Source organism: Chromobacterium sp. W521 (assembly GCF_052805975.1).
The window spans coordinates 340535-365916 of sequence record NZ_JBRBAF010000003.1 but is presented as its reverse complement, the minus strand read 5'-3'; the positions used below and the strand labels follow the sequence as shown (position 1 = coordinate 365916).

The following is a 25382-nucleotide window of genomic DNA, read 5'->3' as shown; positions in this document are numbered from 1 at the left end:
ATCTCCAACCGACTTCCGTCAGTCCGGGCCGGGCTCTCCCGCTCCTTCCTCGCCCTCGTCTTCCATCGCGCCCAGTTTAAGATGCTGCTGTAGTTGCTTGTTATTGCGCACCCCCAGCTTGCGCAGACGCTCGGCGCTGGCCACCAGATTGCCGCGGCCTCCGGACAGCTGCTTCATCGCGTCGCCAAAACTGTCGCGAGCCACGTCCAACTGCTTGCCCAGTTTTTCCAGATTGGCGGCGAAGCCGACGAATTTGTCGTACATCGCCCCGCCCTGGCGGGCGATCTCCTGCGCGTTTTGATTCTGGTATTCGTAGCGCCAGATGCTGGCCACTGTGCGCAGCGTCGCCAGCAAGGTACTGGGGCCGACAATCATGATGCGGCGCTCGAAAGCCTCGTTGAACAAGCTCATATCCTGCTGCACCGCCAACAGATAGGCCGGCTCCACCGGAATGAACATGAACACGAAGTCCAGGGTGTTCAAACGATACAAGTCCTGGTAACGCTTTTCCGACAGCGTGCGGATGTGGTTGCGGATGGCCGCGACATGGGCCTTCATTTCCGTCGCCCGTTCCGCCTCGTCCTCTGCGGCGGTGTAGCGCACATAGGCGTTCAGCGATACCTTGGAATCCACCACCAGCTGCTTGCCTTCCGGCAGGTCTATCACCACGTCCGGCTGATAGCGGCGGTTGCCGTCTTCGCCGGCCACCACATCGGACACTTGCACCCGGTACTCGCGATCCTTCTGCAGGCCGGAGGTTTCCAGCACCCGTTCCAGCACCATCTCGCCCCAAGAGCCCTGCGCCTTGCTGCTGGCGCCGGTCAAGGCCTTGGTCAGCGCGATGGCGTCGTCGCCCAGCCGGCTATTGAGTTCTTGCAAGCGCTTGAGCTCCGCCTCCAGCGACAAGCGCCCCTGACTGTCTTTTTCATAACTGTCCTGCACCAGCTTGCCGAAATCCTGCAGCCGCTGCTGCAAGGGCCCGAGCAGATGACCGAGGTTCTGCTGATTCTGCTCGGTGAAACGCTTGGCCTTCTCTTCCAGGATGTCCCCGGCCAGCGCCTTGAACTGCCCAGCCATGCTTTCGCGCGCCTCGGTCAACAAGGCCAACTTCTCGGCGTTCTGGCCGCGCTCCTGCTCCAGCAGCGTCATCAGCTCCTGCTCGCGGGCGGTGAGCCGGGTCAACTCCGTGTTCAGTTGCTCCAGCCGTTCCGCCTGCCTGCTACGCTGCTGACGCATATCCTCTAGTTGCTTGACATGCTCCTGCATCGCCGACCAATAGGCGGCCGCCTGCTGTTGGGCCTCCGCCAACTTCCCTTCCTTATGCCGCGCCTCCTGCAACAACTCCTTGCTGCTTTCCAGCTGCGCCGTCAGCGTAGCCAGACGCTGCATCCAATCCTGTAATTCCGATTCGCGCCTGCGTGCGTCCACAATCCTGGCGGCAGCCCAGCCCCCCAAACCAGCGACTAGCGCAGCCAATATCGCTACCAACGGCATGCTCATTACCGCGCTCTCCATAAATGAATCAAGGCGGCGCCCCAGAACAACAATGCCAGAACGAGAAACACGCCGAATAGTTGCAAGGGCTGGCGCCAATTGCCTTCGGCCGAGGTGAACCACACACAAACGCCGAAAGCTGTGACAAGAACGCCGCCCCCCCATTTAAGCGCCGCGCCGAACCGCCCCCTACTCAGCAAACCCCAGGCCATCAGCAAAAGCAGAATAGCCAGCACCAACGGCCAAGCCAGGAAGGCAAGCATCCACACCAATTCCCAAAGGGCTAGACCGCTAAACACCCAGCCCCTCCCTCTCCAAACCCACCGCCGACCAATGCTGCAAATACACTTGCAACTCCTTGCGGCCCTGCCATTCATTAGCGATCAACTGATACACCGCGTCGACATTGTCCGGCAGCCATTCCACCTGATTGAACAACATGGCGTCGAACTCCTCTCCGTCGCGCGCCAAGCGCAGCTTCAAGTGCTTGTCGCCAACCACGCGCTGGCTCATCACCGCGAAACGGTCATGGAAGTAAGGCACGGGGAAGCCCTGGCCCCATACCTCGGCCGCCAATTGCTCGGCGAAGGCCAGGTTCAATTCGCGCGGCGCCAGGCTGCCGTCGGTTTCTATGGTGCGGGTCAGATGGCGCTCTTCCAACAACTCGCGCGCCACTGCCTCGAAGGCGTGCTGAAACTCGTCAAAGCGCGCCTGTTGCAGGCTAAGGCCGGCCGCCATCGCGTGGCCGCCGAACTTGAGAATCAGGCCGGGATGCCGCTTGAACACCAAGTCCAGCGCGTCGCGCAGATGGAAGCCGGGAATCGAGCGGCCGGAGCCCTTGATCTCGCCGTTGTCGCCGGGCGCGAACACGATGGCCGGCCGATGGAAGCGCTCCTTGAGTCGGGAGGCGACGATGCCGACCACGCCCTGATGCCAGTCGTCGCGGAACAGAGTCAGCGTGTAGCGGTTGTCGGCATCGATGCCGGACAACGCCGCCAGCGCCTCGTCCTGCATGCCGTGCTCTATGCTGCGCCGTTCGCGGTTGAGCTGGTCCAGCTGTTGCGCCAGCCGCATCGCCTGCTCCTCATTGGCGGCCAGCAGGCAGGCGATGCCCAGGCTCATATCGTCCAGCCGGCCGGCAGCGTTCAAACGCGGGCCCAGTGTGAACCCCAGGTCAAAAGTGTTGGCCTTGTAATGCGCGCGGCCGGCGACGCGGAACAAAGCGGCGATGCCTGGCGCCATGCGGCCGGCGCGCATGCGCTTGAGGCCGTTTTCCACCAAGGTGCGATTGTTCTGATCCAGCCGCACCACGTCGGCCACCGTGCCTAGCGCCACGTAGTCCAGCAGCTCTCCCAGATTGGGCTGGCTACGCTCGTCAAACACTCCGCGCCGGCGCATTTCGGCGCGCAGCGCCAGCAGCACGTAGAACATCACCCCCACGCCGGCCAGGTTCTTGGACGGAAATTCGCAGCCGGGCTGATTGGGGTTGACGATCAAGGCCTCCGGCAGCACGTCGCCAGGCAGGTGGTGATCGGTGACCAGCACTTCAATGCCGAGCGCCTTGGCGGCGAGCACGCCGTCCACGCTGGCGATGCCGTTATCCACGGTGACAATGATGTCCGGGTTTTGACGCGCAGCCAGCTCGACGATCTCCGGCGTCAGGCCGTAACCGTACTCGAAGCGATTTGGCACGATGAAGTCAACGCGCGCGCCCAGCATGGACAAGCCCTTGACCGCCACCGCGCAGGCGGTGGCGCCGTCGGCGTCGTAATCCGCCACCACCAACAGGCGTTGACGGCCGGCGATGGCGTCGGCCAGGCGCTCCGCCATCGGCTGGATGTTTTTCAGGTTTTGATAGGGCAGCAGCGCCTTGAGGCCGTAATCCAGCTCGGCGCAGTCGCAAATCCCGCGTGCGGCGTACAGCCTCGCCATCAACGGGCTCAAGCCCTGACGCAGCAATTGTTCATGAGTATCGGCGGGAATGCTTCGGGAAACGATTTGGGACATGTTCTCTCAATACAAGGCGGACAACGGCAGCGGCCGCTTCCAGAATTTCCACAGGTCGTTGCGGCGCACCTTCAGTTCCAGCCCGCCGTGACCGTGCGCGCGCAAGACCAGGCTATCGATCCGGCCCTGACGCAACGCCCGCAACAAGGGAGCGAACCAGTCGCGCTCCAGTCGTTGCAACGCTTCGCGCCAGCCCCAGGCGTCACGGTACTGCGCCGCCGCCTGCAAGGCGTCCAGCGCCACCAGGCAGTCGCGGACGCCGGCCTGCTCGACGAAGCCGGCGAAGTCGTAAGGCGCCGGCAGGCACGGCGCGCCGGCCTCGGCCGCGATCCAGCCCAACCAGTCCTCGTCGGCGAACACCTGTTCCGCCGGCGCGCGCCAGCCCGGCTCTACGCCGCCGCCCCACAGCCATAAACTGTTGACGCCGAGTTCCCCGCGCGCCTCGCGCTCATCGTTCAGCGGATGGGCGTACAGCAGCATCTGCAACTCGTTCAGCAAGCGGCTCCAGTCCAGGCCGCGCTCGCCCTGAGGCAAATGCGCGTTAATATCCTCGCCCACCACATCCGGCAGCGGGCTGAAGCTGGCCGCCGCGGGCGCGTCCAGCTGCAACAGCCAACGGCCCGGCTCCAGCGGATGGATGCGCCAGCCGTCATCGGCGAAATGGCGATTCGCCGCGTCGGCCAAGGTCTCGGCTTCGGCCTGACTCAAGCTCATCACGCCGACATCAGCCAGCAAGGCGCGGTCACGGTCCACGCGCACATGCACCGGATCGGCCAGCAGCCAATCTCCCTGTTCCGCCGGCAAACCGGCCTGGCGCGCCCGAAGCCTCGCCAGGCCGTCCACGGAGCAGCGCCACGGCGCGGTCAAGAGTTCGCTCAGCGTCGCCGGTCCGGCGGCGCGTTCTCCCTGGCCCAACAAGCGCTGCAGGGCGGGAAGTTCCAGCCCCTTGCACACATCGGCGCCGTCGTGGCCGTCCAGCCAAAGCAGACCGGGCAACAACAATGTCAATTTCATTTATCGCTACACTTGGATGACGAGATCGAAGTAATATCAAAGCCTTGCAAAAACGCCCTGACATGGGCGCCCGACAAAATCAGGCGGATAGCATCCGGAATCGCGGCTATAATTTACAGTTTGCACAGGAACTTATGCCGCGCAAGCTCCCCAAATGTTGAGACGCGGCCGCAAGGCCTGTGATTGGCAAATACGGAATTTACAAAGGTTGGCCCAAGGCCAGCCTTAATTATTGTGAACGATGGATTATCGCAAACTGCTACATATCCCGCAAAAATGCTTCCACAAGCTGATGAACCATCATCTGAGCTTGATCGGCGCGGCGGCCTCCCTGCCCTTGTTCGGCATGGCCACCGCCTTCGCCGTGGCTCAGAACGGCGCCCAGCCCGCCAAGCCGGAAGTTTTGCAAAAAGAAGTGACCGAGCAGCTGACCCTGCCGGCTTTTTCCTTCAACGAAAGCGCCACCCGTTACTGGCGCGACGAGGCGATCAAGCGCGGCGACACCATCGCCCGCGTGCTGAACCGGCTGGGCATTCGCGACAGCGAAGCCAACCGCTTTCTGCACTCCAGCCCCCTGTCCAAGGACCTCCTCAAGCTGAAGACCGGCGCCACCCTGTCGGTGCAAACCAACGACCTGGGCGAACTGTTCGGCCTGCGTTTTCTCAATGACGACGAAAACGGCGAGCAAGTGCTGGTGGCCATCGAAAAGGTCAACGGCGAATGGCAGGCCAGCGCCGACCCGATCGCCACCGAAGCGGTGCAGACGGTGCGCTCGCTGCTGATCACCCGCTCGGTCGGCGCCGCGCTGGCCAAAGCCCAAGTGCCGCGCGACATCCGCGCCCAACTGACGGAAATCTTCGCCGATCAATTCAACATCAACTCTCTGGGCAAGGGCGACCGCATCAATCTGGTGTACGAAACCCTGCTCTACAACGGCGCGCCCATCGCCGCCGGCAATCTGCTGGCGGTGGAAATTCAACGCTCCGGCAAGCTTCACCAAGCCTTCTACTTTGCCCACGACAGCGAGTCCGGCGCCTATTACGATGCGCTGGGCAAGCCCATCAAACAGGGCTTCAGCCATCAGCCGGTGGCCAACGCACGCATCAGCTCCGGCTTCGGCTTCCGCAAGCATCCGATACTGCGCTCCTTGCGCCTGCATTCCGGCGTGGACTACGCCGCCGCCAGCGGCACTCCCATCATTGCCCCTGCCGACGGCACCATGGTCAAGGTGGAACGCCAAAACGGCTATGGCAATATGGTGGAAATCCGCCACAATCAAAAAATGACCACGCTGTACGCGCACATGAGTCGCTTCGCCCCTGGCGCCCGTTCCGGCAAAAGCGTCAAGGCCGGCGAGGTGATAGGCTACGTCGGCAGCACCGGCCGCTCCACCGGCCCCCATCTGCACTTTGAGGTGCGGATCAACGGCCAGGCGGTGGACCCGGCCACCAACGCCTTGCCGACGCCGGGCCTGAGCGCCACTCAGCTGGCCGAATTCAAATCCGGCAACCAGGCGCTGACCGCGCACCTGAAACTACTGCGCGAACTGCCCACCAACATCGCATTGCTAGACTGATGAATCAACGCTTGATCGGACTGATGTCCGGCACCAGCCTGGACGGCGTCGACGCCGTGCTGGTGCGCTTCAACGAACAAGGCGCGCTCCGCGTCGAAGCCGACTACTTCGTCGCCTACCCGCCGCGACTGCGCGAACAGGCGCTGGCGCTGCAGACCATCGGCGACAATGAGCTGGATCGCGCCGCCCGGCTGGCCAATGAGTTGGCCGAGCTCTACGCCCAGGCGGTTAACGGCCTTCTGGCCGCTGAAGAGCTGAAGCCGGCGGACATCGCAGCCGTCGCCAGCCACGGCCAAACCATACGCCACGCCCCGGACGCCGGCTACACCTGGCAAATAGGCAATATGGCCCGCCTTGCCGAGCTGACCCACATCGATGTGATCGCCGATTTCCGCAGCCGCGACCTGGCCGCCGGCGGCCAGGGCGCGCCCCTGGTGCCGGCCTTCCATCAGGCGGTGTTTGGCGCGCCGGAGCAAAACCGGGTGATTCTCAACATCGGCGGCATCAGCAACCTGACCCGCCTTCACCCAAACCAAGCGGTGATCGGCTTCGACTGCGGTCCCGGCAATATGCTGATGGACGCCTGGTGCCTACGCCATCAGGGCCATCCTTACGATGCCGACGGCCAATGGGCAAGCCAGGGCGTGGTGGAGTCTTCTCTGCTGCAGGCGCTACTGGACGAACCCTTCTTCCGTCAGCCCCCGCCCAAAAGCACCGGTCGCGACCTGTTCGACTTACCCTGGCTGGAGCAAAAACTGCTAGGCCGCCATGTGCCCGCCGTCGACGTGCAAGCCACGCTGCTGGAGCTGAGCGCGCGCGGCATCGCTCAGGCCATCACCCTGCATTGCCCGGCAAACCAGGCTATCTTCGTCTGCGGCGGCGGGGCGCGCAACGGCGCGCTGATGCGTCGCCTGAGCGCCTTGCTGCCGGAACAAAACATCGCCGGCACCGCCGCGCTGGGCCTGCCCGAACACCAAGTGGAGGCCGCCGCCTTCGCCTGGCTGGGCTGGCGCTTCCTGCGCCGCCTCGCCGGCAACCTGCCGGAAGTGACCGGCGCCGCCGGCGAACGCGTACTCGGCGCGCTATACCCCAAATAAGCGCCTCAAAGCCTGTTCTAAAGCCTTGCGTGTCAACACAAGAGACTTTGATACACAGTCTCTAAAGGGAACGCCATCAAGACTTGTCAGCAAAGCTGAATACATTCCGACACGCTTAAACGAGGCGTGTCAGGCTATAATTAGCGACAGTCATAGCCGAACATGAGAAAAATGCGACTTTTCAAGCGCAAAGCCGTAGTCAAAAACAGCCAGACCCCGTTGCCGCCGCAGCTGGCCTCGCTGCTGCGCGAGGCGTGGTGGTTGCTGATGGCCGTATTGGCCGTCTACCTGGTACTGGTGCTGGCAAGCTACTCCCCGCAAGACCCCTCCTGGTCCCATAGCTCCTCAGATCCCACCGTGCGCAATTACGGCGGCGCTTTCGGCGCTTGGCTGTCCGATATGTTGCTCTACGTATTCGGCTTGTCGGCCTGGTGGCTGGTGGTGTTCTGCCTGGTGGCCATCGCCTGGGGCTATCAGCGCATGGAAACACTGGGCTTCAAGCTCAACCCCATCACCGTCGCCGCCATCGGCGGCTTTCTGCTGCTGCTGTTTTCCAGCGCCAGCATAGAGGCCATCATCCTGGCGGAAAAAGCGCTCAATCTGCCGCTGTCCGCCGGCGGCATGCTGGGGCATTTCATCGGCCTCGGCATCGCCCACGGCCTGGGCCTGTCTGGCGCCTACCTCTTGCTCAGCGTGCTCGCCGCCATCGGTTTTTCCCTGTTCACCGGCCTGTCTTGGCTCGACATCATGGAGCGGCTGGGCGGCGCGCTGGAAGACGGCGCCTTGAAACTGTGGCACAACTGGCAGGCGCGCAAAGATCGCGAAATCGGCAAAGAAATCGCGCAAAAGCGCGAAGCCAAGATCACCACCGAGAAAAAGAAGAACGAGGAGAAAATCCCGCTGCGGATCGAACCTCCTGTGCTGGACGTGCCGCTGTCCACCAAGGCCCAAAAGCCAGTGCAGCAATCCTTGTTCGCCGACCCCAAGGACGGCGCGCTGCCCGGCCTGACACTGCTGGAAGCGCCCAAGGAACAACAGGAACCGGTCTCGCAGGACACGGTGGAATACACTTCGCGGCTGATCGAACGCAAGCTGGCCGATTTCGGGGTCGACGTCAAAGTGGTGGCGGCCTATCCCGGCCCGGTGATTACTCGCTACGAGGTGGAGCCGGCGGTGGGCGTAAAGGGCGCTCAGGTCGTCAATTTGATGAAGGATCTGGCGCGCGCGCTGTCACTGGTTTCCATCCGGGTGGTGGAAACCATTCCCGGCAAAACCTATATGGGCCTGGAACTCCCCAACCCCAAACGCCAGATCGTGCGCCTCTCGGAAATCGTCGGCTCCGACGGCTACCAGAACATGGCTTCCAAGCTGACCATGGCCTTGGGCAAGGACATCGCCGGACAACCCGTGTCCGCCGACCTCGCCAAGATGCCGCACGTGCTGGTGGCCGGCACCACCGGTTCCGGCAAATCAGTGGCCATCAACGCGATGATCTTGTCGCTGCTGTACAAGTCCACGCCCAAAGAAGTGCGGCTGATCATGGTCGACCCCAAAATGCTGGAGCTGTCGATCTATGAAGGCATTCCTCACCTGCTGGCCCCGGTGGTCACCGACATGAAACAAGCCGCCAACGCGCTGAACTGGTGCGTGGCGGAGATGGAGCGCCGCTACAAGCTGATGTCCAAGCTGGGCGTGCGCAACCTGGCCGGGTTCAACCAAAAGATCAAGGACGCGGACAAGGCCGGCGAAAAGATCCCCAACCCCTTCAGCCTGAGCCCGGAAACCCCGGAGCCGCTGGACACCCTGCCTTTGATCGTGGTGGTGATAGACGAGCTGGCCGATCTAATGATGGTGGCCGGCAAGAAGATAGAAGAACTGATCGCTCGCTTGGCGCAGAAGGCCCGCGCCGCCGGCATCCACCTGATCCTGGCCACTCAGCGGCCGTCCGTGGACGTGATCACCGGCCTGATCAAGGCCAATATCCCGACGCGAATCGCCTTCCAGGTATCCAGCAAGATAGACAGCCGCACCATTCTGGATCAGATGGGCGCGGAAACCCTGCTCGGTCAAGGCGATATGCTCTATCTGCCGCCGGGCACCGGCTATCCGGTCCGGGTCCATGGCGCCTTCGTCGCCGACGAAGAAGTCCACCATGTGGTGGAGTTCCTGAAAAGCACCGGCGGCCCGGACTATGTGGAAGGCATTCTCACCGGCCAGAGCGACAGCGAAGACGGTTCGCCCTCCGGCCTTGACGGCGAGGCGAACGGCGAAGCCGACCCGCTTTACGACGAAGCCGTCGCCATTGTGCTCAAGACGCGCAAGGCGTCGATCTCCTCTGTGCAGCGCCATCTGCGCATAGGCTACAACCGCGCCGCGCGACTGATTGAGCAGATGGAATCCGCCGGCCTGGTTTCGGCGATGGAAAGCAACGGCAACCGCGCAGTGCTGGCGCCGTCCCGCGAAGACTAAGAACAGTTTACGATCTCGCGAGCTGAGGCGAAACAAGGTGAAAACCGCTGAGAAAGCGGAGAGTGCACACGGTACATGAGCATTCCGGATGGCGCACTCACCGAGCCTCGTTTCACGACGCGCGGCAGATCGCAAACAGGTCTTAAGATCACCCGGCCGCTGCCCCCCCTAAAAACCCAACCGGGCGCAACGCCGCCCGGCACCAACCAAGAGGTCACGCATGGCGGATTTCAAGCCCGAACCCCCTTTTCGCCACGATTACACGCCCAAAACCGGTGTGCTGCTGATGAATCTGGGCACGCCGCAAGCCCCCACCGCCAAGGCTCTGCGCCCCTACCTGAAAGAGTTTCTTTCCGACCGCCGCGTGATCGAAATCCCGCGCGCGCTCTGGTGGCTGATCCTCAACGGCGTCATCCTGAACACCCGCCCCGCCCAATCCGCCAAAAAATACGCGGCAATCTGGGAGAAGGACGGTTCGCCGCTTTATACCCACACCCGCAAGCAGGCTGCGTTAATCAAAGGCCAGTTGGGTGAAATGGGGCTGCGCGACTTAGTCGTGGATTTCGCCATGCGCTACGGCGAACCCTCGGTGGAAAGCGTGATCGCCCGCATGCGAGAACAAGGCGTGGAACGTCTGCTGGTGGTGCCTTTGTATCCTCAATACGCGGCCTCCTCCAGCGCCACTGCGCTGGATCAGGTATTCCGCTCCCTGATGAAACTGCGCAATATGCCGGAGCTGCGCACCGTTCGTCATTTTCACGACGATCCCGGCTATATCCGCGCGCTGGCGGAACAAGTGCGCTCGCATTGGCGCCAACATGGCCGCGGCGACAAATTGGTGATGAGCTTTCACGGCGTCCCCCGGTTCACCCGCGACAAAGGCGACCCTTATCACTGTGAATGCCAGAAAACCGGCCGCTTATTGGCGGAAGAATTGGGCTTGTCGCAACAGGAATACCAGGTGTGCTTCCAAAGCCGATTCGGTCGCGCGGAATGGCTGCAGCCTTATACCAGCGAAGTATTGACTCAACTAGGCAAGGAGAAGACCGGCAAGCTGGATATTCTCTGCCCCGGCTTTATCGCCGACTGCCTGGAAACGCTGGAGGAAATCGCGATGGAAGGCAAGGAAACCTTCCTCAGCCACGGGGGCGGCGAATATCGATACATTTCGTGTTTGAACGAAAACCCGCAATGGATTCTCGCAATCTCGACTATGATCAAAAAGAATCTGTCGGGATGGTGCGAAGCGCCGGAGGAAAACGCCCTGCTGCGCCAGCAGCGAGCCCAGACGTTGGGCGCCAAGGCCTGAAACAAGACTGCCGGCAAAAATCCGAACAAGTCTTTTAAATTCAAAAACTTGAAATACAAGAAACGCCCCCTGGCAATTATTCCAGGGGGCGTTTGCGCTTTAGACACACCATTGGCGAAGAAGTTTACAAATAGTTGCATCCCTCCCCGGTTTTGACATTGACACTCGCGCAAACAGCTACCCATAATCAAACGCAACCAACGGTCATTTCACCAAAATGCCGTTGGCCACAAAGAGATGACTAGAGTCTACAGAATAGAGAATCAGGGGATACATCACATGAACAAATATGTCCGCCTCAGCGTCATTGCCGCTGCCGCCATGACCCTGGCCGCCTGCGGCAAGCAGGAGCAACCAGCCGCCAATCAGGCGGCTTCGGCCCCGGCTCAAGCCGCTGGCGACGGCGCCGTCGTCAAGATCGGCCAGGTATCGCCGATGTCCGGTCCCATTTCCCATTTGGGCAAGGACAACGAGTACGGCGCCAAACTGGCCATCGCCGATCTGAACGCCGCCGGCGTGGAGATAGGCGGGAAGAAGCTCAAATTCGAACTGGTGTCGGAAGACGACCAAGGCGACCCGAAAATCGGCACCCAAGTGGCGCAGCGCCTGGTTGACGCCGGCGTCGCCGGCGTGGTGGGTCACTTGAACTCCGGCACCACCATCCCCGCGTCCAAGATTTACTCCGACGCGGGCATTCCTCAGATCTCCCCCTCCGCCACCAACCCGGACTACACCAAGCAAGGCTTCAAGACCACCTTCCGCGTGATCGCCAACGACGTGCAGCAAGGCCGCGCGTTGGGCGAATTCGCCGCCACCGGGCTGAAGGCGAAGAAGATCGCCATCATTGACGACCGCACGGCTTACGGCCAAGGCCTCGCCGATCAGTTCGAGGCAGCGGTCAAGGGCAAGGGCGCCGAAGTGGTGAAACGCGAGTTCACCACCAACACCGCCACCGACTTCAACGCCATCCTGACCTCGATCAAGGCCAGCAAGCCGGACCTGATTTTCTACGGCGGCATGGACGCGCAAGCCGGCCCCTTGGCCAAGCAGATGCAGCGCCTGGGCCTCAAGGCCAAACTGATGGGCGGCGACGGCTGGCAGACGCCGGAATTCATCAAACTGGCCGGCGAGGCCTCCGACGGGCAATACGCGTCCAGCTGCGGCGTGCCGCGCGACAAGATGCCCGGCTTCGCGGCGTTCAACGATAAGTTCAAGAAGCAGTTCAACACCGAGGTGCAGATCTACGCGCCGTATGAATACGACGCGGTAATGGTGCTGGTGGACGCGATGAAGCGCGCCAAATCCACCGACCCCAAGACCTATCTGCCCGAAGTGGGCAAGACCGGCTACACCGGCGTGACCGGCAAGATCGCCTTTGACGACAAGGGCGATATCAAGAACGGCGCCGTCACCGTGTATCAGGTCAAGGGCGGCAAGTGGGAAGTGGTGTCCACCGTCGGCGGCGAAGCCGCCGCCGCGCCGGCCGCCAGCGCCGCTCAGTAAGCGCTGCCGAACCCGCTTGACTCAAAAAGAGGCGCTCCGCGCCTCTTTTTCTTTGCCCGCCGCCAACGACAATGGCGCCCGCAGGCGCCATTGGGAACGGACAACCCGCGCTCAGTCGCGGAACTGCGCCGCGTGGCCTGTCAGGATGGCCATGCCGGCCTTTTGGATATCCTCGGAGATCAGCATCGCCGCGTTCCAGCTCGCCACATAATTAAGGCCGTCCGCCACCGAATGGTCGCGGCTGTAGTTGAGCACTTCCTTGCAGCCGCGCATCGCCAGCGGCGACTTGCCGGCGATCAGCCTCGCCGACTCCAGCGCCGCTTCCAACACCGCGGCCGCATCCGGCAGCACGCGGTTGACCAGACGCATCGCCAGCGCCTCTTCCGCGGCCACGTCGCGGCCGGTCAACGCCAGTTCGCGCGCCATGCCCTCGCCCACCACGCGGGGCAACCGCTGTAGCGACCCCACGTCCGCCACCATGCCCACGTCGATCTCCCGCACCGAGAACACCGCATCCGCGGCGGCGAAGCGGAAATCCGCGGCCAGCGCGATATCCAGGCCGCCCCCGACGCAAGCGCCATGCACCGCCGCGATCACCGGCTTGCGGCAATGCTCCAGGCTATTGACGCAGTCCTGCAGCTCCAGAATCAGCCTACGCAGCTTTTCGCGCTTGCGCGCCTCGCAATCGTCGGCGATCTCCGCCTGCACGCCCATCAGCATGCCCAGATCGATGCCGGAACAGAAATGCCTGCCCTCGCCGGCCAGCACGCCCACGCGCGCCTCGGGAGTGTCGTCCAGCCACTCGAAAGCGGCGCGCAAATCCCGCCACATTTGCCGGTTCAGGGCATTGGCCTTATCCGCGCGGTTAAGACGAATCAGCGCCACATGTTCGTTCAGTTCGATCCGCATCGTTTCCAGATTGATCATGCCGCCGCTCCTTGTTCCGGGCGCTTCTTCGGAATCCACGCCCACAGCATTTCGCATTCGATCGGCGATTCGCCGGATTCGTCGGTGACAAGCACCGGCACCAGCACCTCGCCCTTTTCCGTGTCGTGCATCAGTTGGATCTGTTCCGCGTTCAGGCTGGCCACCGCACGCATATCGCCTTGCGAGCGACGCACGTAGTTGACCTTCATCGACTTAAGCAGCATCAGCTTGTCGTCCGGCATGTTCATGCCGACGACAAAGCCGGTTGAAGTCTCCGCCAGCAAGGCCATCGCCGCGGCGTGCACGCCGCGAATGTGGTTCTGCACCTTCTTGCGGTTGCGGATGGACACCGTCAAACGCTGATGGCCCACTTCCTCGAAACGCAGGCCGGCCGTGGATAGAAACGGCACGATCTTGCCGAACATCATACTCAATACGGTGCTGCGCATTCCCGCCGGCAACTTGCCCACTTTGTCGGCAATACGGCTCATGCTGTTTTTCTTGTACTCCATGTAGCGCCCCTCTGTTGTTGTCGTGATTCCGGCACTCAATGCCCGTCCAGCCCCAGCACCGAGCGCACCTGCTGCTTGATGGTCTCCAGCGCGTGCTGGTCGATGCGCGCCAGTTGCAGCGCGCCTTGCAAGGCGGAAAACAACATCATGCCAATTGCTTCCGGCGTGCCGGCGTAACGCATCTGACCGCAGGCCGCCCCCCGCCGGGTGATGTCCACCGCCCATAGCCGCATCTCGTCGATGAAGGCCGCCGCCTCTTGCTGCATGTCTTCCGGCAGCGTCAGGAACTCCGTGCTGAGAATGCCGCTGGGACAGATCTGCCGATGCTGCAGGTAATAGCTGTCGCTCAAGCCGAAGTAGGCCTCCAGCTGCGCCCGGGGATCCAGCTCGGCCTGCTGGTCGATGAAGCGTTGGAAACGCCGACGGTAACGCTGGATCAAGGCCACGCCCAGATCGCTTTTCTTGGGAAAGTGATAATGAATGGCGGCATTGCGCACGCCCAGCTCCGAGCTGATGTGCTGGTAGCTGAAAGCGTTGAAGCCCCGGCTGAGCAGCAACTGCTCGGCGATGTCCAGAATGCGCTTGCGGGTGTCGGTCTTGGGATCGGAGCTTTGAGTCATGCGAAGCACTCTACTTACTGGTCAGTAAGGTGTCAATTGCGTGATTTTGCAAGCAAAGCTGGAAACTGAATCAATCGTCCCCATCTCTAAATCCCAATGCCGGTTCCACGCGCCTCGAAGCAGGCGCTCGCGCCGCGCCGGAAAATCCAGCCGCTTGCGCCTACCATTAAGGTCGTAGGCCGGAGTCGCGCCCCCCCACCACTCACTTTCATCCAAACCAGCACCCTAGATGAGCGAAAACATTCAGTCCCCCAGCCTGGAACAGGCCTTGCGCCAGATCAGCCAAGCGCCGGCCCAGCTCGACGCCCTGTCCGCCCTGCTGCAGTGCCTGCGCCCCGACGACGCCGGCAAACCGCAACAAGCGGTGGTCAATCTGCAAGCGCTGTCCTATCTGCTGGAGCACCATTCCGATTACCGCGCGGCCTTGCGCAAGGCCTTGCTGCAATTGCTGACCGAAACCCGGCAGATTCCGCTGTATACCGAATGCGGCATCCTGGCCAACGAAGGTTTCGGCTCCACCTTGCTGCGCCGCGTCGGCGAGCGCATCCTGCCCATGCCTTATAAGGCGGATTCGCTGCAAGACCGCTTCAGCCGCCTGTTCAGCTGGAAACAAGACTACATTTGGCTGGCGGCTATCCCCAACGCCACCTGGCACGCGCTGTGGCGGGCGATGGCCTGGCAGGAGAACGACAACGCCGATGGCTGGCAGCAGACCCGGCTGCAATTGTTGGAGTCGGTGCAAGTGCTGTCGGCCCAGATCACCGCCATCGGCCTGGAGCCGGAACTGGTGCGCATCAATCCGGACATCGAGCGCTTCGAATCCCCTTTTCTCAACCTGAACGCCGAGGTTCAGCGCTATGTCGACGGCTACCGCCGCGACCTGGTGGAGGGCCTGCCGCGCGCCGAGGACGACAAGCACGTGCTGGTGCTGCTGGACCAGTGTGAAAGCATTCTCAACAAGGTGCGCAAGAATGCGCGGCGCTTCGGCATCTCGGTCAACCTCACCTACCACGGCCTGCGGCTGGCGCAGAGCATCGCCCGCATCCGCGCGCTGCTGGCGATACTGGACCCAGAACACGACCCAGCCGCAGAGCCGCATTTGTTCCAGCTCATCGTGACCTTCGCGCGCGCGGAGAACCGCAAATACAGCCTGCGCGATCTGTTCAAGTCCAATGTGGAGCTGCTGGCGCTGCAAGTCACCGAGCACGCCGGCCGCCACGGCGAGCACTATATCGCCGAGAGCCGCCAGGAGTGGTCAACCATGGCCAAGGCGGCGATGGGCGCCGGCCTGATCGTCGGCTTCATGGCGCTGATCAAGCTGATGCTCAGCCGCGGCCATTTGCCCCCGTTGTGGGAAGGCATCGCCTTCGGTCTCAATTACGCCATAGGCTTCATCATCGTGCAGATCCTGCACCTCACCATTGCCACCAAGCAGCCGGCGATGACCGCCGCCCGCATCGCCGCGGTGCTGCATGAAAACCACGGCCAGAAGAAGCAGCTGGAAGACCTGGCCGACTTGGTGGTCAAAGTGATGCGCACTCAGTTCGTCGCCATCCTCGGCAACGTGTTGCTGGCCATCCCCACCGCCGGCCTGATCGCCTTCGCCTGGCAAGCCGCCTTTGGCGCGCCGGTGGTGAACGTGGCCAAGGCGCAAAGCCTGCTGCACGATATCGACCCCATTCACAGCCTAGCGCTGCCGCACGCCGCCATTGCCGGCGTCTTCCTGTTTCTGTCCGGCCTGATCGCCGGCTACTACGACAACAAGGCGATCTACCGCCGCATCCCGGAACGCATCGCCTCCCACGCCGGCCTGAAGCGGTTGCTGGGCGAGCACCGCGCCTGGAAGCTGGGCAGCTATATCGAGCACAATCTGGGGGCGCTGGCAGGCAACTTTTACTTTGGCATGTTCCTGGGCCTGACTGGCACCATAGGCTTCATCCTCGGCCTGCCCATCGACATCCGCCACATCACCTTTTCCGCCGCAAACCTGGCCTTCGCCACCGTGGCGCAGGACTTCCAATTGCCCTTGGCCACCGTGCTGCTGGGCTGCGCCGGCGTGGCGCTGATCGGCCTGACCAACCTGGCGGTCAGCTTCTCGCTGGCGCTGTGGGTGGCGCTGCGCTCGCGCAAGCTGTCCGGCAGCCTGCTGTGGCCGCTGGTGCCCATGCTGTTCAAACGCTTCCTCAACGCGCCGCTGTCCTTCTTCCTGCCGCCCAAGAGCCCTCCGCCGGAAGACGGGGGCGAAACCGGCGAAGCCGCCGAACTCAAGAACGGTTCGTGACGGCTCGAGCCGCGGCGACGTCAACCCGCCGCCGCGGCCCGCGTTATGACGGAAACCGCCCCGCCGGCTCATTCACGCGCGCCGCGCTAAAGTCCGGATGGGAATGGTCGATAAGGTTTCATCAACGCGCAGCGCGCCGCCTTCTACAATGGAAGTTGCGGCGCAAGCTCGCGCCGGCCTGGCAGCCGGAGGCTCAACCGTGACGGACGCATTACGACAATAAAACTCTTGAATCTCTAGCATTGCAGCGCGCCCATGGCAGCGGATCGCGCGGGGAGAAGTCGTCATGGCATCCATTACCACCAGCGTTGGGCCGCTGGACGTTCAAAGCATCGTCAGCCAACTGATGTCGATTGAGTCCCGGCCGCTGGCCCAAAGCCAAAGCCGGGTCAGCAACTATCAGTCCCAGCTCAGCTCCATCGGTCAGATCAGCTCGGCGCTGTCCGCCTTGCAGACCTCGGTCACCGCCATGGCCTCGGGCAGTTTCCTGCAACAATTCCAGGTCACCTCCACCGACAACACCATCGCCACCGCCAGTGCCACCTCCGGCGGCGTGGCCGGCAACTACGCGCTTAACGTCACCCAACTGGCACAGCCGCGGCAACTGGTGTTCGACCAAACATCCGGCGGACAAGCCATCACCGACCAGAACGCGGCGCTGGCCGGCGCCCCCAGCGCACTGAGCTTCACCGTCAACGGCACCACCAGCACGGTGCAATTGGGCCAGAACGGCTCCACCATCTCGCTCTCCTCAATCGCCGACAACATCAACAGCGCCGGCATCGGCGTCAACGCATCGGTGGTGCAGTACAACAACCATTACTCGCTGGTGCTGGCCTCCTCGCAATCCGGCCCCGCCAACGCCTTCAGCATTTCCGCCGGCGGCAGCGATAGCGGCGGCACCTCGGGCAACACCCTGGCCGGCCTGGGCCAGAGCAGCGCGGCCGCCAGCGAATCCGCGGCCGCTCAGGACGCGTTGCTGACCGTCAACGGCGTCAACGTGTCCAGCAGCAGCAACACCCTGAGCAATGTGATCAACGGCGCCTCCGTCAACCTCAACAAACTGGGCCAGGTAACACTGAACATGAGCCAGAACACCGCCAATGTCACCTCGACGCTGCAAAGCTTCGTCAGCGCTTACAATCAGGTGATAAGCGCCAGCAATTCCGCGCTGGGCGGCAGCATGAAGAACAATAGCGATGTGATCGGCCTGCAAGAGCAATTAGCCGGCCTGCTCAGCACCCCGGTGCCAGGCGTCAACGCCACCTCCTCTTACGCTTACCTGGCCCAGGTCGGCATCACCCAGCAGGCGGACGGCACGCTGAAACTGGACTCCACAGCCTTCACCTCCGCGCTAAAAGCCGACCCCGGCGCCGTGGCCAATCTGTTTGGCAATGCCAAGAACAACGGCTACGCCAACACCTTCAATACCGCCATCAATAATCTGCTGGGGCCAAACGGCATGATCACCACCGAACAAGGCGACATCAACACCAAGATCAGCGACGAGAACAATCTCCAGTCCCAACTCAACAACCAGTTGGCCAATGAGAAAAGCTCGCTCCTGCACCAGTACACCTCGCTGAACAGCGAACTGTCCGCCATGCAGCAGTCCACTTCCAGCCTGGCCAATCTGCTTGCCTAAGGACCTGTTCATAGTCTGCTGCGCTTCAGCGATACGGCGTTAAAAACAAGCTCAAAATGCTCAAGTACCACTTGTGCATTCCAATTTCTCAGCCGTTTTCGCCTTGTCTCGCTCTAGCTCGGGAGATCGCAAATAGGCTCTATGAGCCTGTTCAAAGTGCACCACGACGGCGGCGCTCAGCATCGTCGCCGCGTTTGCCGTATACTGGCGCAACTCACGCAGCCTAGCGCTGTCGAACCTCGTTTGCACCAGCCCTTACCGGCCCCGGACTCAATGACTGCCCGCATTCAATACTCTCGTCGCCAACTACTCCAGATGGGCGCGCTCAGCGCCGGCCTTGGCCTCTTGCAAGGATGTCGCACCATGGTTGACCAATCGCTTCCCGCGCCGGCCGCCGCCGGCAGCAGCCTCTATTTCACCGCCTGCTCCGGCCCGCTGCCGGACGCGCGCCAAAAACAGCAAGCCGTGGAGCGGCTGCGCTTGGCCGGTTACCAGCTTGAAAACGTCCAGGCCTTGGACCGCCGCTACCAGCGCTTCGCCGGCAGCGACGCGCAAAGGCTGGGCGACCTCAATCAGCTGATCTCGCGCCGCCGCGCGCCGCAGTTGCTGGTGGCCGGCCGTGGCGGCTACGGCGCCACGCGGCTGCTGCCTCATATCGACTACGGCCGGCTCTGCCCGCTGCTGCGTGAATCCGGCAGCCAACTGATCGGCTACAGCGACTTCACCGCCATCCAGCTGGCCTTGCTGGCCAAGGGCGGCCTGGGCAGCTTCGCCGGCCCCATGGTCAGCGACTTTGGAGCCAAGCAGCTCAGCGCCTTCACGCTGAATGAGTTCTTGACCACCACCACCACGCCCAACCGCCAACTGCGCGTCGACACGCCGCAACGCCACAACGCCAGCGGCGAAGGCATTTTCTGGGGCGGCAACCTCAGCGTGCTCAGCAGCCTGGTCGGCACCCCCTACCTGCCGGAGATCAAAGGCGGTCTGCTGTTCCTGGAGGATGTCGCCGAACAGCCCTACCGCATTGAGCGCATGCTGCAGCAATTGCATCTCGCCGGCGTACTGGCTAAACAACGCGCCATTTTCATCGGCGATTTCAATATGAACCGCCAAGTCGACATTTACGATCCCGGCTACACCCTGGACGCGGTATTGGAAGAAATCCGCCGTCTGACCAGCGTTCCGGTGCTGACAGGCATTCCTTTTGGTCATGTCCACGACAAGACCACGCTGCCTCTGGGCTTCCCCGCCCGCTTCAGCGCGGACGGCGGCGGCCTGACGCTGCAGTTCTTCGACTACCCGGTGACACCGGCAAATCCGCAGCAAAAAGAACTGCTTAGTACCGCCTCGCCGCTCTAGCGCGCACTCGGCCGCCGCCCCGCGCGCGCGGCGCGCCTTGACGCTCCGGCAAGACTAGGGCAAGTTTTTTGACTTGCCCGCCATTCTTCGCCAGGAGTCCCGCATGTCCCTTCGTTCCCCGCTGTTGACCGGCGCGCCGCTCATTGTCGGCCTGTTGGCCGCCGCGCCGCTCAGCGCCGCCGAGCACGGCTATCAAACCCCGCCCGCGGAGCTGCAAGCGCTAGTGGACGCGCCGCGCCCTCCCTTGCAAAGCCTGGGGCCCAAACGCCGGAACTTGCTGCAAATCCATCGCCCCGGCCTGCCCGGCATCGCCGACGTCGCTCAGCCTGAACTCAAACTGGCCGGCTTGCGCCTGAATCCCTCGATGCGCGCCGCCAGCCGTTTCGACTTTGGCAACGCGCTGACCCTGCTGGACGTGAAACAAGGCCGTGCCCGCACGGTGCGCGGCCTCCCGGCCGGCGCCCGCATCGCCGATACCGCTTGGTCCGCCGACGAAAGCCGAGTGGCCTTCAGCTTGTGGGGCGTCAAGGGCGTGGAGCTGTGGCTGCTGGATGTCGCCGACGCCCGCGCCCGCCGGCTGGGCGATTTCCACCTCAACGCCGCCACCGGCTCCGGCTTCGCCTGGTTCGGCGAACAATTGCTGATCAAGCGCGTGCCCGCGAAGCAAGGCCCCGCACCGCAGCAACCCCAAGCGCCCAGCGGCCCCAACATCCAGCAAAGCGAAGGCGGCATCCTGTCCCAAACCCGGACCTATCCCGATCTGCTCAAGACCCCGTACGACGCCGACTTGCTCGACTATCAACTACAAAGCCAATTGGCGCTGGTCGGCCTGGACGGCAAGCTCAGTACGATCGGTCAACCAGACCGCTATCTCAGCGTCAGCGGCTCTCCCAACCGCCAACACCTGCTGGCCACCCGCCTGCAGCGCCCCTACTCCGGCCTGGTGCCGATATCCCGCTTCCCTAAACGCATCGATGTGCTGGACCGGCATGGCCGTATTGCGCACACCGTGACTCAGCGGCCGCTGCTGGAACGCATGCCGTCCGGCAACGACGCGGTGGAGGCTGGTCCGCGCGAAATCGCCTGGCGCGCCGACGCTCCAGCCTCTCTATTTTGGGTTGAGGCGCTGGACGGAGGCGACCCCGGCCGCGCAGCAACCGAACGCGACGCGCTCTATTTGCAAGCCGCGCCGTTTCAACAAGCCCCGCGGCTGCTGCTGCGGCTAGCCAGCCGCTTCGCCGACGTCCGCTGGGGCCGCGGCGACCTGGCTCTGGTGCGCGAGCACTGGTGGAAAACCCGTGAACTGAAAGTCTGGCGCGCGCGCCCGGATCAGGATGTCGCGCCGGAGTTGTTGAGCAGCCGCAAATCGGAAGACCGCTACAGCGACCCAGGCGAGGCGGCCATGGTCAGCAACGCTAACGGCCAATCCGTGCTGCAAACCACGCCGGACGGCAAGTCCGTCTATCTGCTGGGCGAAGGCGCCGGCCCCGACGGCGACCGCCCCTTCGTCGACCGCTACGCTCTAGCCGATAAACGCGCCACGCGGCTATGGCAATCGCAAGCGCCCTGGTTTGAACAGCCGGCCGCACTGCTGGACGACGCCGGCCAAGAGCTTCTGCTTAGCCGCGAATCCGTCGACCAGCCGCCCAATCTCTACCGTCTGACGCTGGGGCACGCCGCCGAACCGCTTGCCCTAACGCATATGCCGCACCCAACACCACAGCTGAAAAACGTCTCCAAAAAGCAGCTGCGCTACCAACGCGCCGATGGAGTGAAGCTGACCGCCACCCTCTACCTGCCGCCCGGCTACGAGGCCAAACGCGATGGTCCGCTGCCGCTGCTGATGTGGGCCTATCCCACCGAGTTCAAAACCGCCGCCGCAGCCAGCCAGGTGACGGAGTCCCCTTACCGTTTCAACCGCGTCAGCTATTGGGGGCCGCTGGCCATGCTGGCGCGCGGCTACGCAGTGATGGACGACCCAGGCATGCCCATCGTCGGCGAAGGCGACAAAGAGCCGAACGACAGCTACCTGCCGCAACTGAAAATGAACGCCCAGGCCGCCGTGGACGAAGTGGTTCGACTGGGCGTGGCCGACCCGGCCCGCATCGCCGTCGGCGGCCATTCCTACGGCGCCTTCATGACTGCCAACCTGCTGGCTCACACCCGGCTGTTCCATGCCGGCATCGCCCGCTCCGGCGCCTACAATCGCACGCTGACACCCTTTGGCTTCCAATCGGAGGAACGCAATTTCTGGCAGGCCAAAGAGGTCTACCAAGCCATGTCGCCGTTTAACTTCGCCAATCAGATCAAAGACCCGCTCTTGCTGATTCATGGCGAGATGGACAATAACCCCGGCACCTTCCCGCTACAGAGCGAACGGCTGTATCAAGCGCTGCAGGGACTAGGCGCCACGGCGCGGCTGGTCACCCTGCCGGCGGAGAGCCACGGCTACCGCGCGCGCGAATCCATACTGCACATGCTGTGGGAGCAGGACCGCTGGCTGGAGCGATACCTGGGCCGCGCCGGCACCGCGCGGAGGCCATCCTAAGTACCCGGTTCAAAGTCTCGGAACGGGACATCGCGAAAACCGCAGAAAAGGCGAAATGCACATGGGGTACATGCGCATTTCGCAAGGAGCACTCGCCGCGCCACGTCTTACGATGCGCCGCGGACTTCAAGCCGCTAACCAAACCTCGCGGAGAACCTGAGCCTAGGCGCGCGGACGCAGGCAACGACAAAGAGGCGCAAGGGAGGATCAGATGTTTGCTTAGCGGGTCCTAGAACCTGTTTACGATCTGCTGCGCATCAGCGATACGGCGTTGAAAACCGCTTCAGAATGCTCATGTACCACTGCACACTCCGCTTCTTCGGCCATTCGCCTTGTCTCGCCTTAGCTCGCGAGATCGTAAACAGACGCTTAGAACAGGTTCTAAGCGACCAGGCCGCGCGCGGCTTGCGCGGCCATCGCCAACCCAACCAGCAACATCAAACCGGCAGATAGATAGGGCGCGCGCCGCGCCCATTCGCCCAGCCCGCCAAAGCGGGCGCTCGCCTGACGCACGCCCCAGGCCGCCAACACCCCAACGCTGACCAGCGCCAAGGCCAGACCCAGGCTGAACGCAGCCACCATGGTAGCCCCCAGAGAAAAGTGCTTCAGGTGCAGGCATAGCAGCAAAATAGTCACCGAGGCCGGGCACGGTATCAAGCCCCCAGTCAGGCCAAACAACGCAATCTGAACATTGCCTACCTCCTTGCCCGCAAAGCGCCTCTGAATCTGTTCCGCGTGCGCGCGTTCGTGCGCGTCTTGATAAACGGGCAGCGCAGCCGACGCGCGACGCGCTCGTTGTGTCGACCCCGCGCCCTCCGCCCGACGGTAGGGCCCGGCGCGCTCGGCGCCGCCCATTGCCTCCAGCTGCAAAGGGTAGCGATGAGCGTGACCGCCGTGACTCAAGAGCAAAGCGCTTACAAGCGCTCCAGCGGGCAAACACGGGCTGAGCAGATACTCCCCCTCAGTTTCAAAACCTAGCACTCCTTGCTCTTCGCCGCGCCGCCAAGCCAGCGACAAGCCACGTCCATCAGGCTTCAGCCGTCGCAAACCGGTGTCGTACTGGTACAAGGCCACGCGCAGCCCCTCCTCCCGCACGGGCAGCACCTCCATCAAGCCATGGCCGGTGTTTATCATGCGGCCGCCCTGAGGCGGCTTCAGCATGGCCCGAGCGGCTAGATTGTCTCGCCAAGTACGCCATAGCATCCAGGCTGCCACCACCATGACCACGACAGCCGAAAACAGCATCAGATAAGGCTCCGCCTGCTCGGCAATCAACTGATTTCCGTACTTGAGCGCCAGCGCAGCCAGCAGCCAAACGATCAGCGAATGCGACAAGGCCGCGCACAGGCCAAGCAGCACGGCCTGGCCGATGCTGCCGCGGATAGCAATGATGAAAGAAGCCATCATGGTCTTGGAATGCCCGGGCTCCAGCCCGTGCAGCGCCCCCAGCAGGATGGCGGAAGGAATGAACAACCAGAGATTAATACTTCCTTGTTGAATCAGCTCGGCGATTGGCGGCATCTTCAGCCTTCTTTTACAATACGTTCATGCCGGCCTCCCCGCTCTCGGAGGGGCAAACCGGCGACACCGCAGCAAAGCTGCGCCCATATACTATACCCCAGTATATTATCAACAATAAGGGACGTCCACTCGCATGCCGCATACCGTGAAAGACAAGAAGAAGTTATTGACCCGCGTCCGGCGCATCAAAGGCCAGGCGGAAGCGTTGGAACGCGCACTGGAACAGGAAGTTGATTGCTCGGCGATTTTGCAACAAATCGCCGCAGTGCGCGGCGCTGTCAATGGACTGATGATGGAAGTGATCGAGGGCCATCTGCGCGAGCACCTGGGCCCGGAGGCTGTCGACCCCGCACAGCGCGGCAAAGACTTGGAACAGGTGACGAGTGTGCTGCGCTCCTACCTGAAATAAGAGCACCTAAGAGCCTGTTCAAAGTCTCGCGAGCAAGGGCGAGACAAGGCGAAAATGAGCGAAAAAGCGGAATGGTCACGTGGTACATGAGCATTTTGAGCTTATGCTCACCGTACAACGCTCCACGAAGCGCGGCAGACTTTGAACAGGTTCTAAGCGCGCAAAAAAATAGGGAGGGCTGAGCCCTCCCACCAAGTCTTGTAGCCAGGAGTGTTACAAGAAATCCTGCGCCGCCGGCCGTTGGCCGGCGCGCGAATAACAATCTCGCTTACTTCCAGTTCTGCGGAAGCTTGTAGCCAGCGTATTTCTGCTTGGCGAAAGCCTTGAACTCCGGCGAGTTATAAGCCGCCACCACGTCCTTGGCCCAGGGCTTGCTCAAGTCAGCCGTGCGCACCGCGCCCCAGTTGACGTAGGCGTAGCTCTTTTCCTGATAGACCGCCTCGGTCAGCTTGATGCCGGAGCTGGTGGCGTAGTTGCCGTTGATCACCGAGAAGTCCACATCACTGCGCGAACGCGGCAATTGCGCGGCCTCCAGCGGAATAATCTTGATCTTCTTCACATTGACGGCGATGTCGCGCTCGGAAGCGGTCAAGGGGTTGATGCCCGGCTTCAGCTTGACCCAGCCCAGATCGGCCAGCATCACCAGTGCGCGGGCAAAGTTGGACGGATCATTGGGGGCGGCCACGGTGGAACCCACTTTGACGTCTTTCAGCGCCTTGATCTTGCCAGCGTAAATGCCCAGCGGCGCGGTCGGCACTTGGAAAGCCTCTTTCAGGCTCAATTTGTGCTCTTTGACGAAGTTGTCCAGATAGGGCTTGTGCTGGAACACATTCACATCCAGCGCGCCTTCCTGCAAAGCCAGGTTCGGGCGGACATAGTCGGTGAACTCCACCAGCTTGACCTTGTAGCCCTGCTTTTCCAGAATCGGTTTGATCGACTGCTTGACCATGTCGCCGAAATCGCCGACGGTGGTGCCAATCACGATGTCCTTCTTGGCCGGGTCCGCCGCCAGCGCCGCGCCCGCCGCCGCCAATCCCAATACCGAAGCCGCCACTGCCTTGATCACGAATCTACGCATTTTTTTCTCCTGC

Annotated in this window: 19 protein-coding genes; 10 read left to right on the top strand and 9 right to left on the bottom strand. The window is 62.5% G+C overall.

Going from position 1 to position 25382, the window contains the following annotated elements:
• Positions 1–18 precede the first annotated feature (18 nt).
• From rmuC to ACUXV1_RS06305, 4 genes are all read right to left on the bottom strand, one after another.
• Positions 19–1389 (bottom strand): DNA recombination protein RmuC, encoded by a 1371-nt coding sequence (gene rmuC / locus ACUXV1_RS06320; RefSeq protein ID WP_446015101.1) that lies wholly within the window; start codon positions 1387–1389, stop codon positions 19–21.
• Positions 1390–1499: 110 nt separating this feature from the next.
• Positions 1500–1757, bottom strand: a complete 258-nt coding sequence (locus ACUXV1_RS06315) for a hypothetical protein (protein WP_146176101.1) — start codon at positions 1755–1757, stop codon at positions 1500–1502.
• 28 nt (positions 1758–1785) lie between these two features.
• Positions 1786–3501, bottom strand: a complete 1716-nt coding sequence (gene recJ, locus ACUXV1_RS06310) for a single-stranded-DNA-specific exonuclease RecJ (RefSeq protein WP_446015100.1) — start codon at positions 3499–3501, stop codon at positions 1786–1788.
• Positions 3502–3507: 6 nt separating this feature from the next.
• Positions 3508–4515, bottom strand: coding sequence for a hypothetical protein (locus ACUXV1_RS06305; RefSeq protein ID WP_446015099.1), 1008 nt, complete (start codon positions 4513–4515; stop codon positions 3508–3510).
• A 241-nt stretch (positions 4516–4756) separates the two neighbouring features.
• Here ACUXV1_RS06305 and ACUXV1_RS06300 point away from each other — a divergent pair, with 241 nt between their 5' ends.
• The 5 genes from ACUXV1_RS06300 to ACUXV1_RS06280 all read left to right on the top strand — a co-directional run bounded on the left by ACUXV1_RS06300 (position 4757) and on the right by ACUXV1_RS06280 (position 12469).
• Positions 4757–6091 carry a M23 family metallopeptidase gene (locus ACUXV1_RS06300; RefSeq protein WP_043641850.1) on the top strand — a complete coding sequence of 445 codons (1335 nt, stop codon included), beginning with the start codon at positions 4757–4759 and terminating at the stop codon, positions 6089–6091.
• A complete protein-coding gene (locus tag ACUXV1_RS06295) occupies positions 6091–7188 on the top strand; it encodes an anhydro-N-acetylmuramic acid kinase (protein WP_446015097.1) in 1098 nt (365 codons plus the stop codon). The genes ACUXV1_RS06300 and ACUXV1_RS06295 overlap by 1 nt, the downstream gene beginning before the upstream one ends.
• A gap of 171 nt (positions 7189–7359) precedes the next feature.
• Positions 7360–9657, top strand: a complete 2298-nt coding sequence (locus tag ACUXV1_RS06290) for a DNA translocase FtsK (RefSeq protein WP_081554729.1) — start codon at positions 7360–7362, stop codon at positions 9655–9657.
• Positions 9658–9877: 220 nt separating this feature from the next.
• The gene (gene hemH / locus ACUXV1_RS06285) at positions 9878–10966 is read left to right on the top strand and encodes a ferrochelatase (RefSeq protein ID WP_446015096.1); all 1089 of its coding nucleotides are present in this window, start codon (positions 9878–9880) and stop codon (positions 10964–10966) included.
• 279 nt (positions 10967–11245) lie between these two features.
• Positions 11246–12469, top strand: a complete 1224-nt coding sequence (locus ACUXV1_RS06280; protein WP_081554727.1) for a branched-chain amino acid ABC transporter substrate-binding protein — start codon at positions 11246–11248, stop codon at positions 12467–12469.
• 111 nt (positions 12470–12580) lie between these two features.
• Here the strand turns inward: ACUXV1_RS06280 and ACUXV1_RS06275 are convergent, their stop codons facing one another.
• From ACUXV1_RS06275 to ACUXV1_RS06265, 3 genes are read right to left on the bottom strand one after another with little or no spacing between them, the layout of a single operon-like run.
• Positions 12581–13396 (bottom strand): crotonase/enoyl-CoA hydratase family protein, encoded by an 816-nt coding sequence (locus ACUXV1_RS06275; RefSeq protein WP_446015094.1) that lies wholly within the window; start codon positions 13394–13396, stop codon positions 12581–12583.
• A complete protein-coding gene (locus ACUXV1_RS06270; RefSeq protein WP_227108215.1) occupies positions 13393–13887 on the bottom strand; it encodes a DUF4442 domain-containing protein in 495 nt (164 codons plus the stop codon). The genes ACUXV1_RS06275 and ACUXV1_RS06270 overlap by 4 nt, the downstream gene beginning before the upstream one ends.
• A 56-nt stretch (positions 13888–13943) precedes the next feature.
• The gene (locus ACUXV1_RS06265) at positions 13944–14528 is read right to left on the bottom strand and encodes a TetR/AcrR family transcriptional regulator (RefSeq protein ID WP_081554726.1); all 585 of its coding nucleotides are present in this window, start codon (positions 14526–14528) and stop codon (positions 13944–13946) included.
• Between the two features lie 229 nt (positions 14529–14757).
• Here ACUXV1_RS06265 and ACUXV1_RS06260 point away from each other — a divergent pair, with 229 nt between their 5' ends.
• The 4 genes from ACUXV1_RS06260 to ACUXV1_RS06245 all read left to right on the top strand — a co-directional run bounded on the left by ACUXV1_RS06260 (position 14758) and on the right by ACUXV1_RS06245 (position 22361).
• Positions 14758–16809, top strand: coding sequence for a site-specific recombinase (locus ACUXV1_RS06260; protein WP_143330169.1), 2052 nt, complete (start codon positions 14758–14760; stop codon positions 16807–16809).
• Positions 16810–17095: 286 nt separating this feature from the next.
• Positions 17096–18454, top strand: a complete 1359-nt coding sequence (gene fliD / locus ACUXV1_RS06255; RefSeq protein WP_043641832.1) for a flagellar filament capping protein FliD — start codon at positions 17096–17098, stop codon at positions 18452–18454.
• A 363-nt stretch (positions 18455–18817) separates the two neighbouring features.
• Positions 18818–19813 (top strand): LD-carboxypeptidase, encoded by a 996-nt coding sequence (locus ACUXV1_RS06250; RefSeq protein WP_446015092.1) that lies wholly within the window; start codon positions 18818–18820, stop codon positions 19811–19813.
• 103 nt (positions 19814–19916) lie between these two features.
• Entirely contained in the window at positions 19917–22361 is a 2445-nt protein-coding gene (locus ACUXV1_RS06245) for an alpha/beta hydrolase family protein (protein ID WP_446015091.1), read from the top strand.
• A gap of 381 nt (positions 22362–22742) precedes the next feature.
• Here ACUXV1_RS06245 and ACUXV1_RS06240 read toward each other — a convergent pair whose 3' ends face one another.
• Complete coding sequence (locus tag ACUXV1_RS06240) at positions 22743–23882, bottom strand: HoxN/HupN/NixA family nickel/cobalt transporter (protein WP_446015090.1); 1140 nt, start codon at positions 23880–23882, stop codon at positions 22743–22745.
• A 133-nt stretch (positions 23883–24015) separates the two neighbouring features.
• Between ACUXV1_RS06240 and ACUXV1_RS06235 the strand changes: the two genes are divergently transcribed.
• The gene (locus ACUXV1_RS06235; protein WP_019101411.1) at positions 24016–24291 is read left to right on the top strand and encodes a metal/formaldehyde-sensitive transcriptional repressor; all 276 of its coding nucleotides are present in this window, start codon (positions 24016–24018) and stop codon (positions 24289–24291) included.
• Positions 24292–24559: 268 nt separating this feature from the next.
• Here ACUXV1_RS06235 and ACUXV1_RS06230 read toward each other — a convergent pair whose 3' ends face one another.
• On the bottom strand, positions 24560–25369 hold the full coding sequence (locus ACUXV1_RS06230; RefSeq protein ID WP_019101410.1) for a MetQ/NlpA family ABC transporter substrate-binding protein: 810 nt from the start codon (positions 25367–25369) through the stop codon (positions 24560–24562).
• Positions 25370–25382 lie beyond the last annotated feature (13 nt).

What these genes read in the sequence shown, in the direction of transcription:
- rmuC (WP_446015101.1), bottom strand. Translation starts at nt 1,389, where the DNA reads ATGCAGCGTCTGGCTACGCTGACGGCGCAGCTGGAAAGCAGCAAGGAG.
- ACUXV1_RS06315 (WP_146176101.1), bottom strand. Translation starts at nt 1,757, where the DNA reads ATGCTTGCCTTCCTGGCTTGGCCGTTGGTGCTGGCTATTCTGCTTTTG.
- recJ (WP_446015100.1), bottom strand. Translation starts at nt 3,501, where the DNA reads ATGTCCCAAATCGTTTCCCGAAGCATTCCCGCCGATACTCATGAACAA.
- ACUXV1_RS06305 (WP_446015099.1), bottom strand. Translation starts at nt 4,515, where the DNA reads ATGAAATTGACATTGTTGTTGCCCGGTCTGCTTTGGCTGGACGGCCAC.
- ACUXV1_RS06300 (WP_043641850.1), top strand. Translation starts at nt 4,757, where the DNA reads ATGGATTATCGCAAACTGCTACATATCCCGCAAAAATGCTTCCACAAG.
- ACUXV1_RS06295 (WP_446015097.1), top strand. Translation starts at nt 6,091, where the DNA reads ATGAATCAACGCTTGATCGGACTGATGTCCGGCACCAGCCTGGACGGC.
- ACUXV1_RS06290 (WP_081554729.1), top strand. Translation starts at nt 7,360, where the DNA reads ATGCGACTTTTCAAGCGCAAAGCCGTAGTCAAAAACAGCCAGACCCCG.
- hemH (WP_446015096.1), top strand. Translation starts at nt 9,878, where the DNA reads ATGGCGGATTTCAAGCCCGAACCCCCTTTTCGCCACGATTACACGCCC.
- ACUXV1_RS06280 (WP_081554727.1), top strand. Translation starts at nt 11,246, where the DNA reads ATGAACAAATATGTCCGCCTCAGCGTCATTGCCGCTGCCGCCATGACC.
- ACUXV1_RS06275 (WP_446015094.1), bottom strand. Translation starts at nt 13,396, where the DNA reads ATGATCAATCTGGAAACGATGCGGATCGAACTGAACGAACATGTGGCG.
- ACUXV1_RS06270 (WP_227108215.1), bottom strand. Translation starts at nt 13,887, where the DNA reads ATGAGCCGTATTGCCGACAAAGTGGGCAAGTTGCCGGCGGGAATGCGC.
- ACUXV1_RS06265 (WP_081554726.1), bottom strand. Translation starts at nt 14,528, where the DNA reads ATGACTCAAAGCTCCGATCCCAAGACCGACACCCGCAAGCGCATTCTG.
- ACUXV1_RS06260 (WP_143330169.1), top strand. Translation starts at nt 14,758, where the DNA reads ATGAGCGAAAACATTCAGTCCCCCAGCCTGGAACAGGCCTTGCGCCAG.
- fliD (WP_043641832.1), top strand. Translation starts at nt 17,096, where the DNA reads ATGGCATCCATTACCACCAGCGTTGGGCCGCTGGACGTTCAAAGCATC.
- ACUXV1_RS06250 (WP_446015092.1), top strand. Translation starts at nt 18,818, where the DNA reads ATGGTTGACCAATCGCTTCCCGCGCCGGCCGCCGCCGGCAGCAGCCTC.
- ACUXV1_RS06245 (WP_446015091.1), top strand. Translation starts at nt 19,917, where the DNA reads ATGTCCCTTCGTTCCCCGCTGTTGACCGGCGCGCCGCTCATTGTCGGC.
- ACUXV1_RS06240 (WP_446015090.1), bottom strand. Translation starts at nt 23,882, where the DNA reads ATGCCGCCAATCGCCGAGCTGATTCAACAAGGAAGTATTAATCTCTGG.
- ACUXV1_RS06235 (WP_019101411.1), top strand. Translation starts at nt 24,016, where the DNA reads ATGCCGCATACCGTGAAAGACAAGAAGAAGTTATTGACCCGCGTCCGG.
- ACUXV1_RS06230 (WP_019101410.1), bottom strand. Translation starts at nt 25,369, where the DNA reads ATGCGTAGATTCGTGATCAAGGCAGTGGCGGCTTCGGTATTGGGATTG.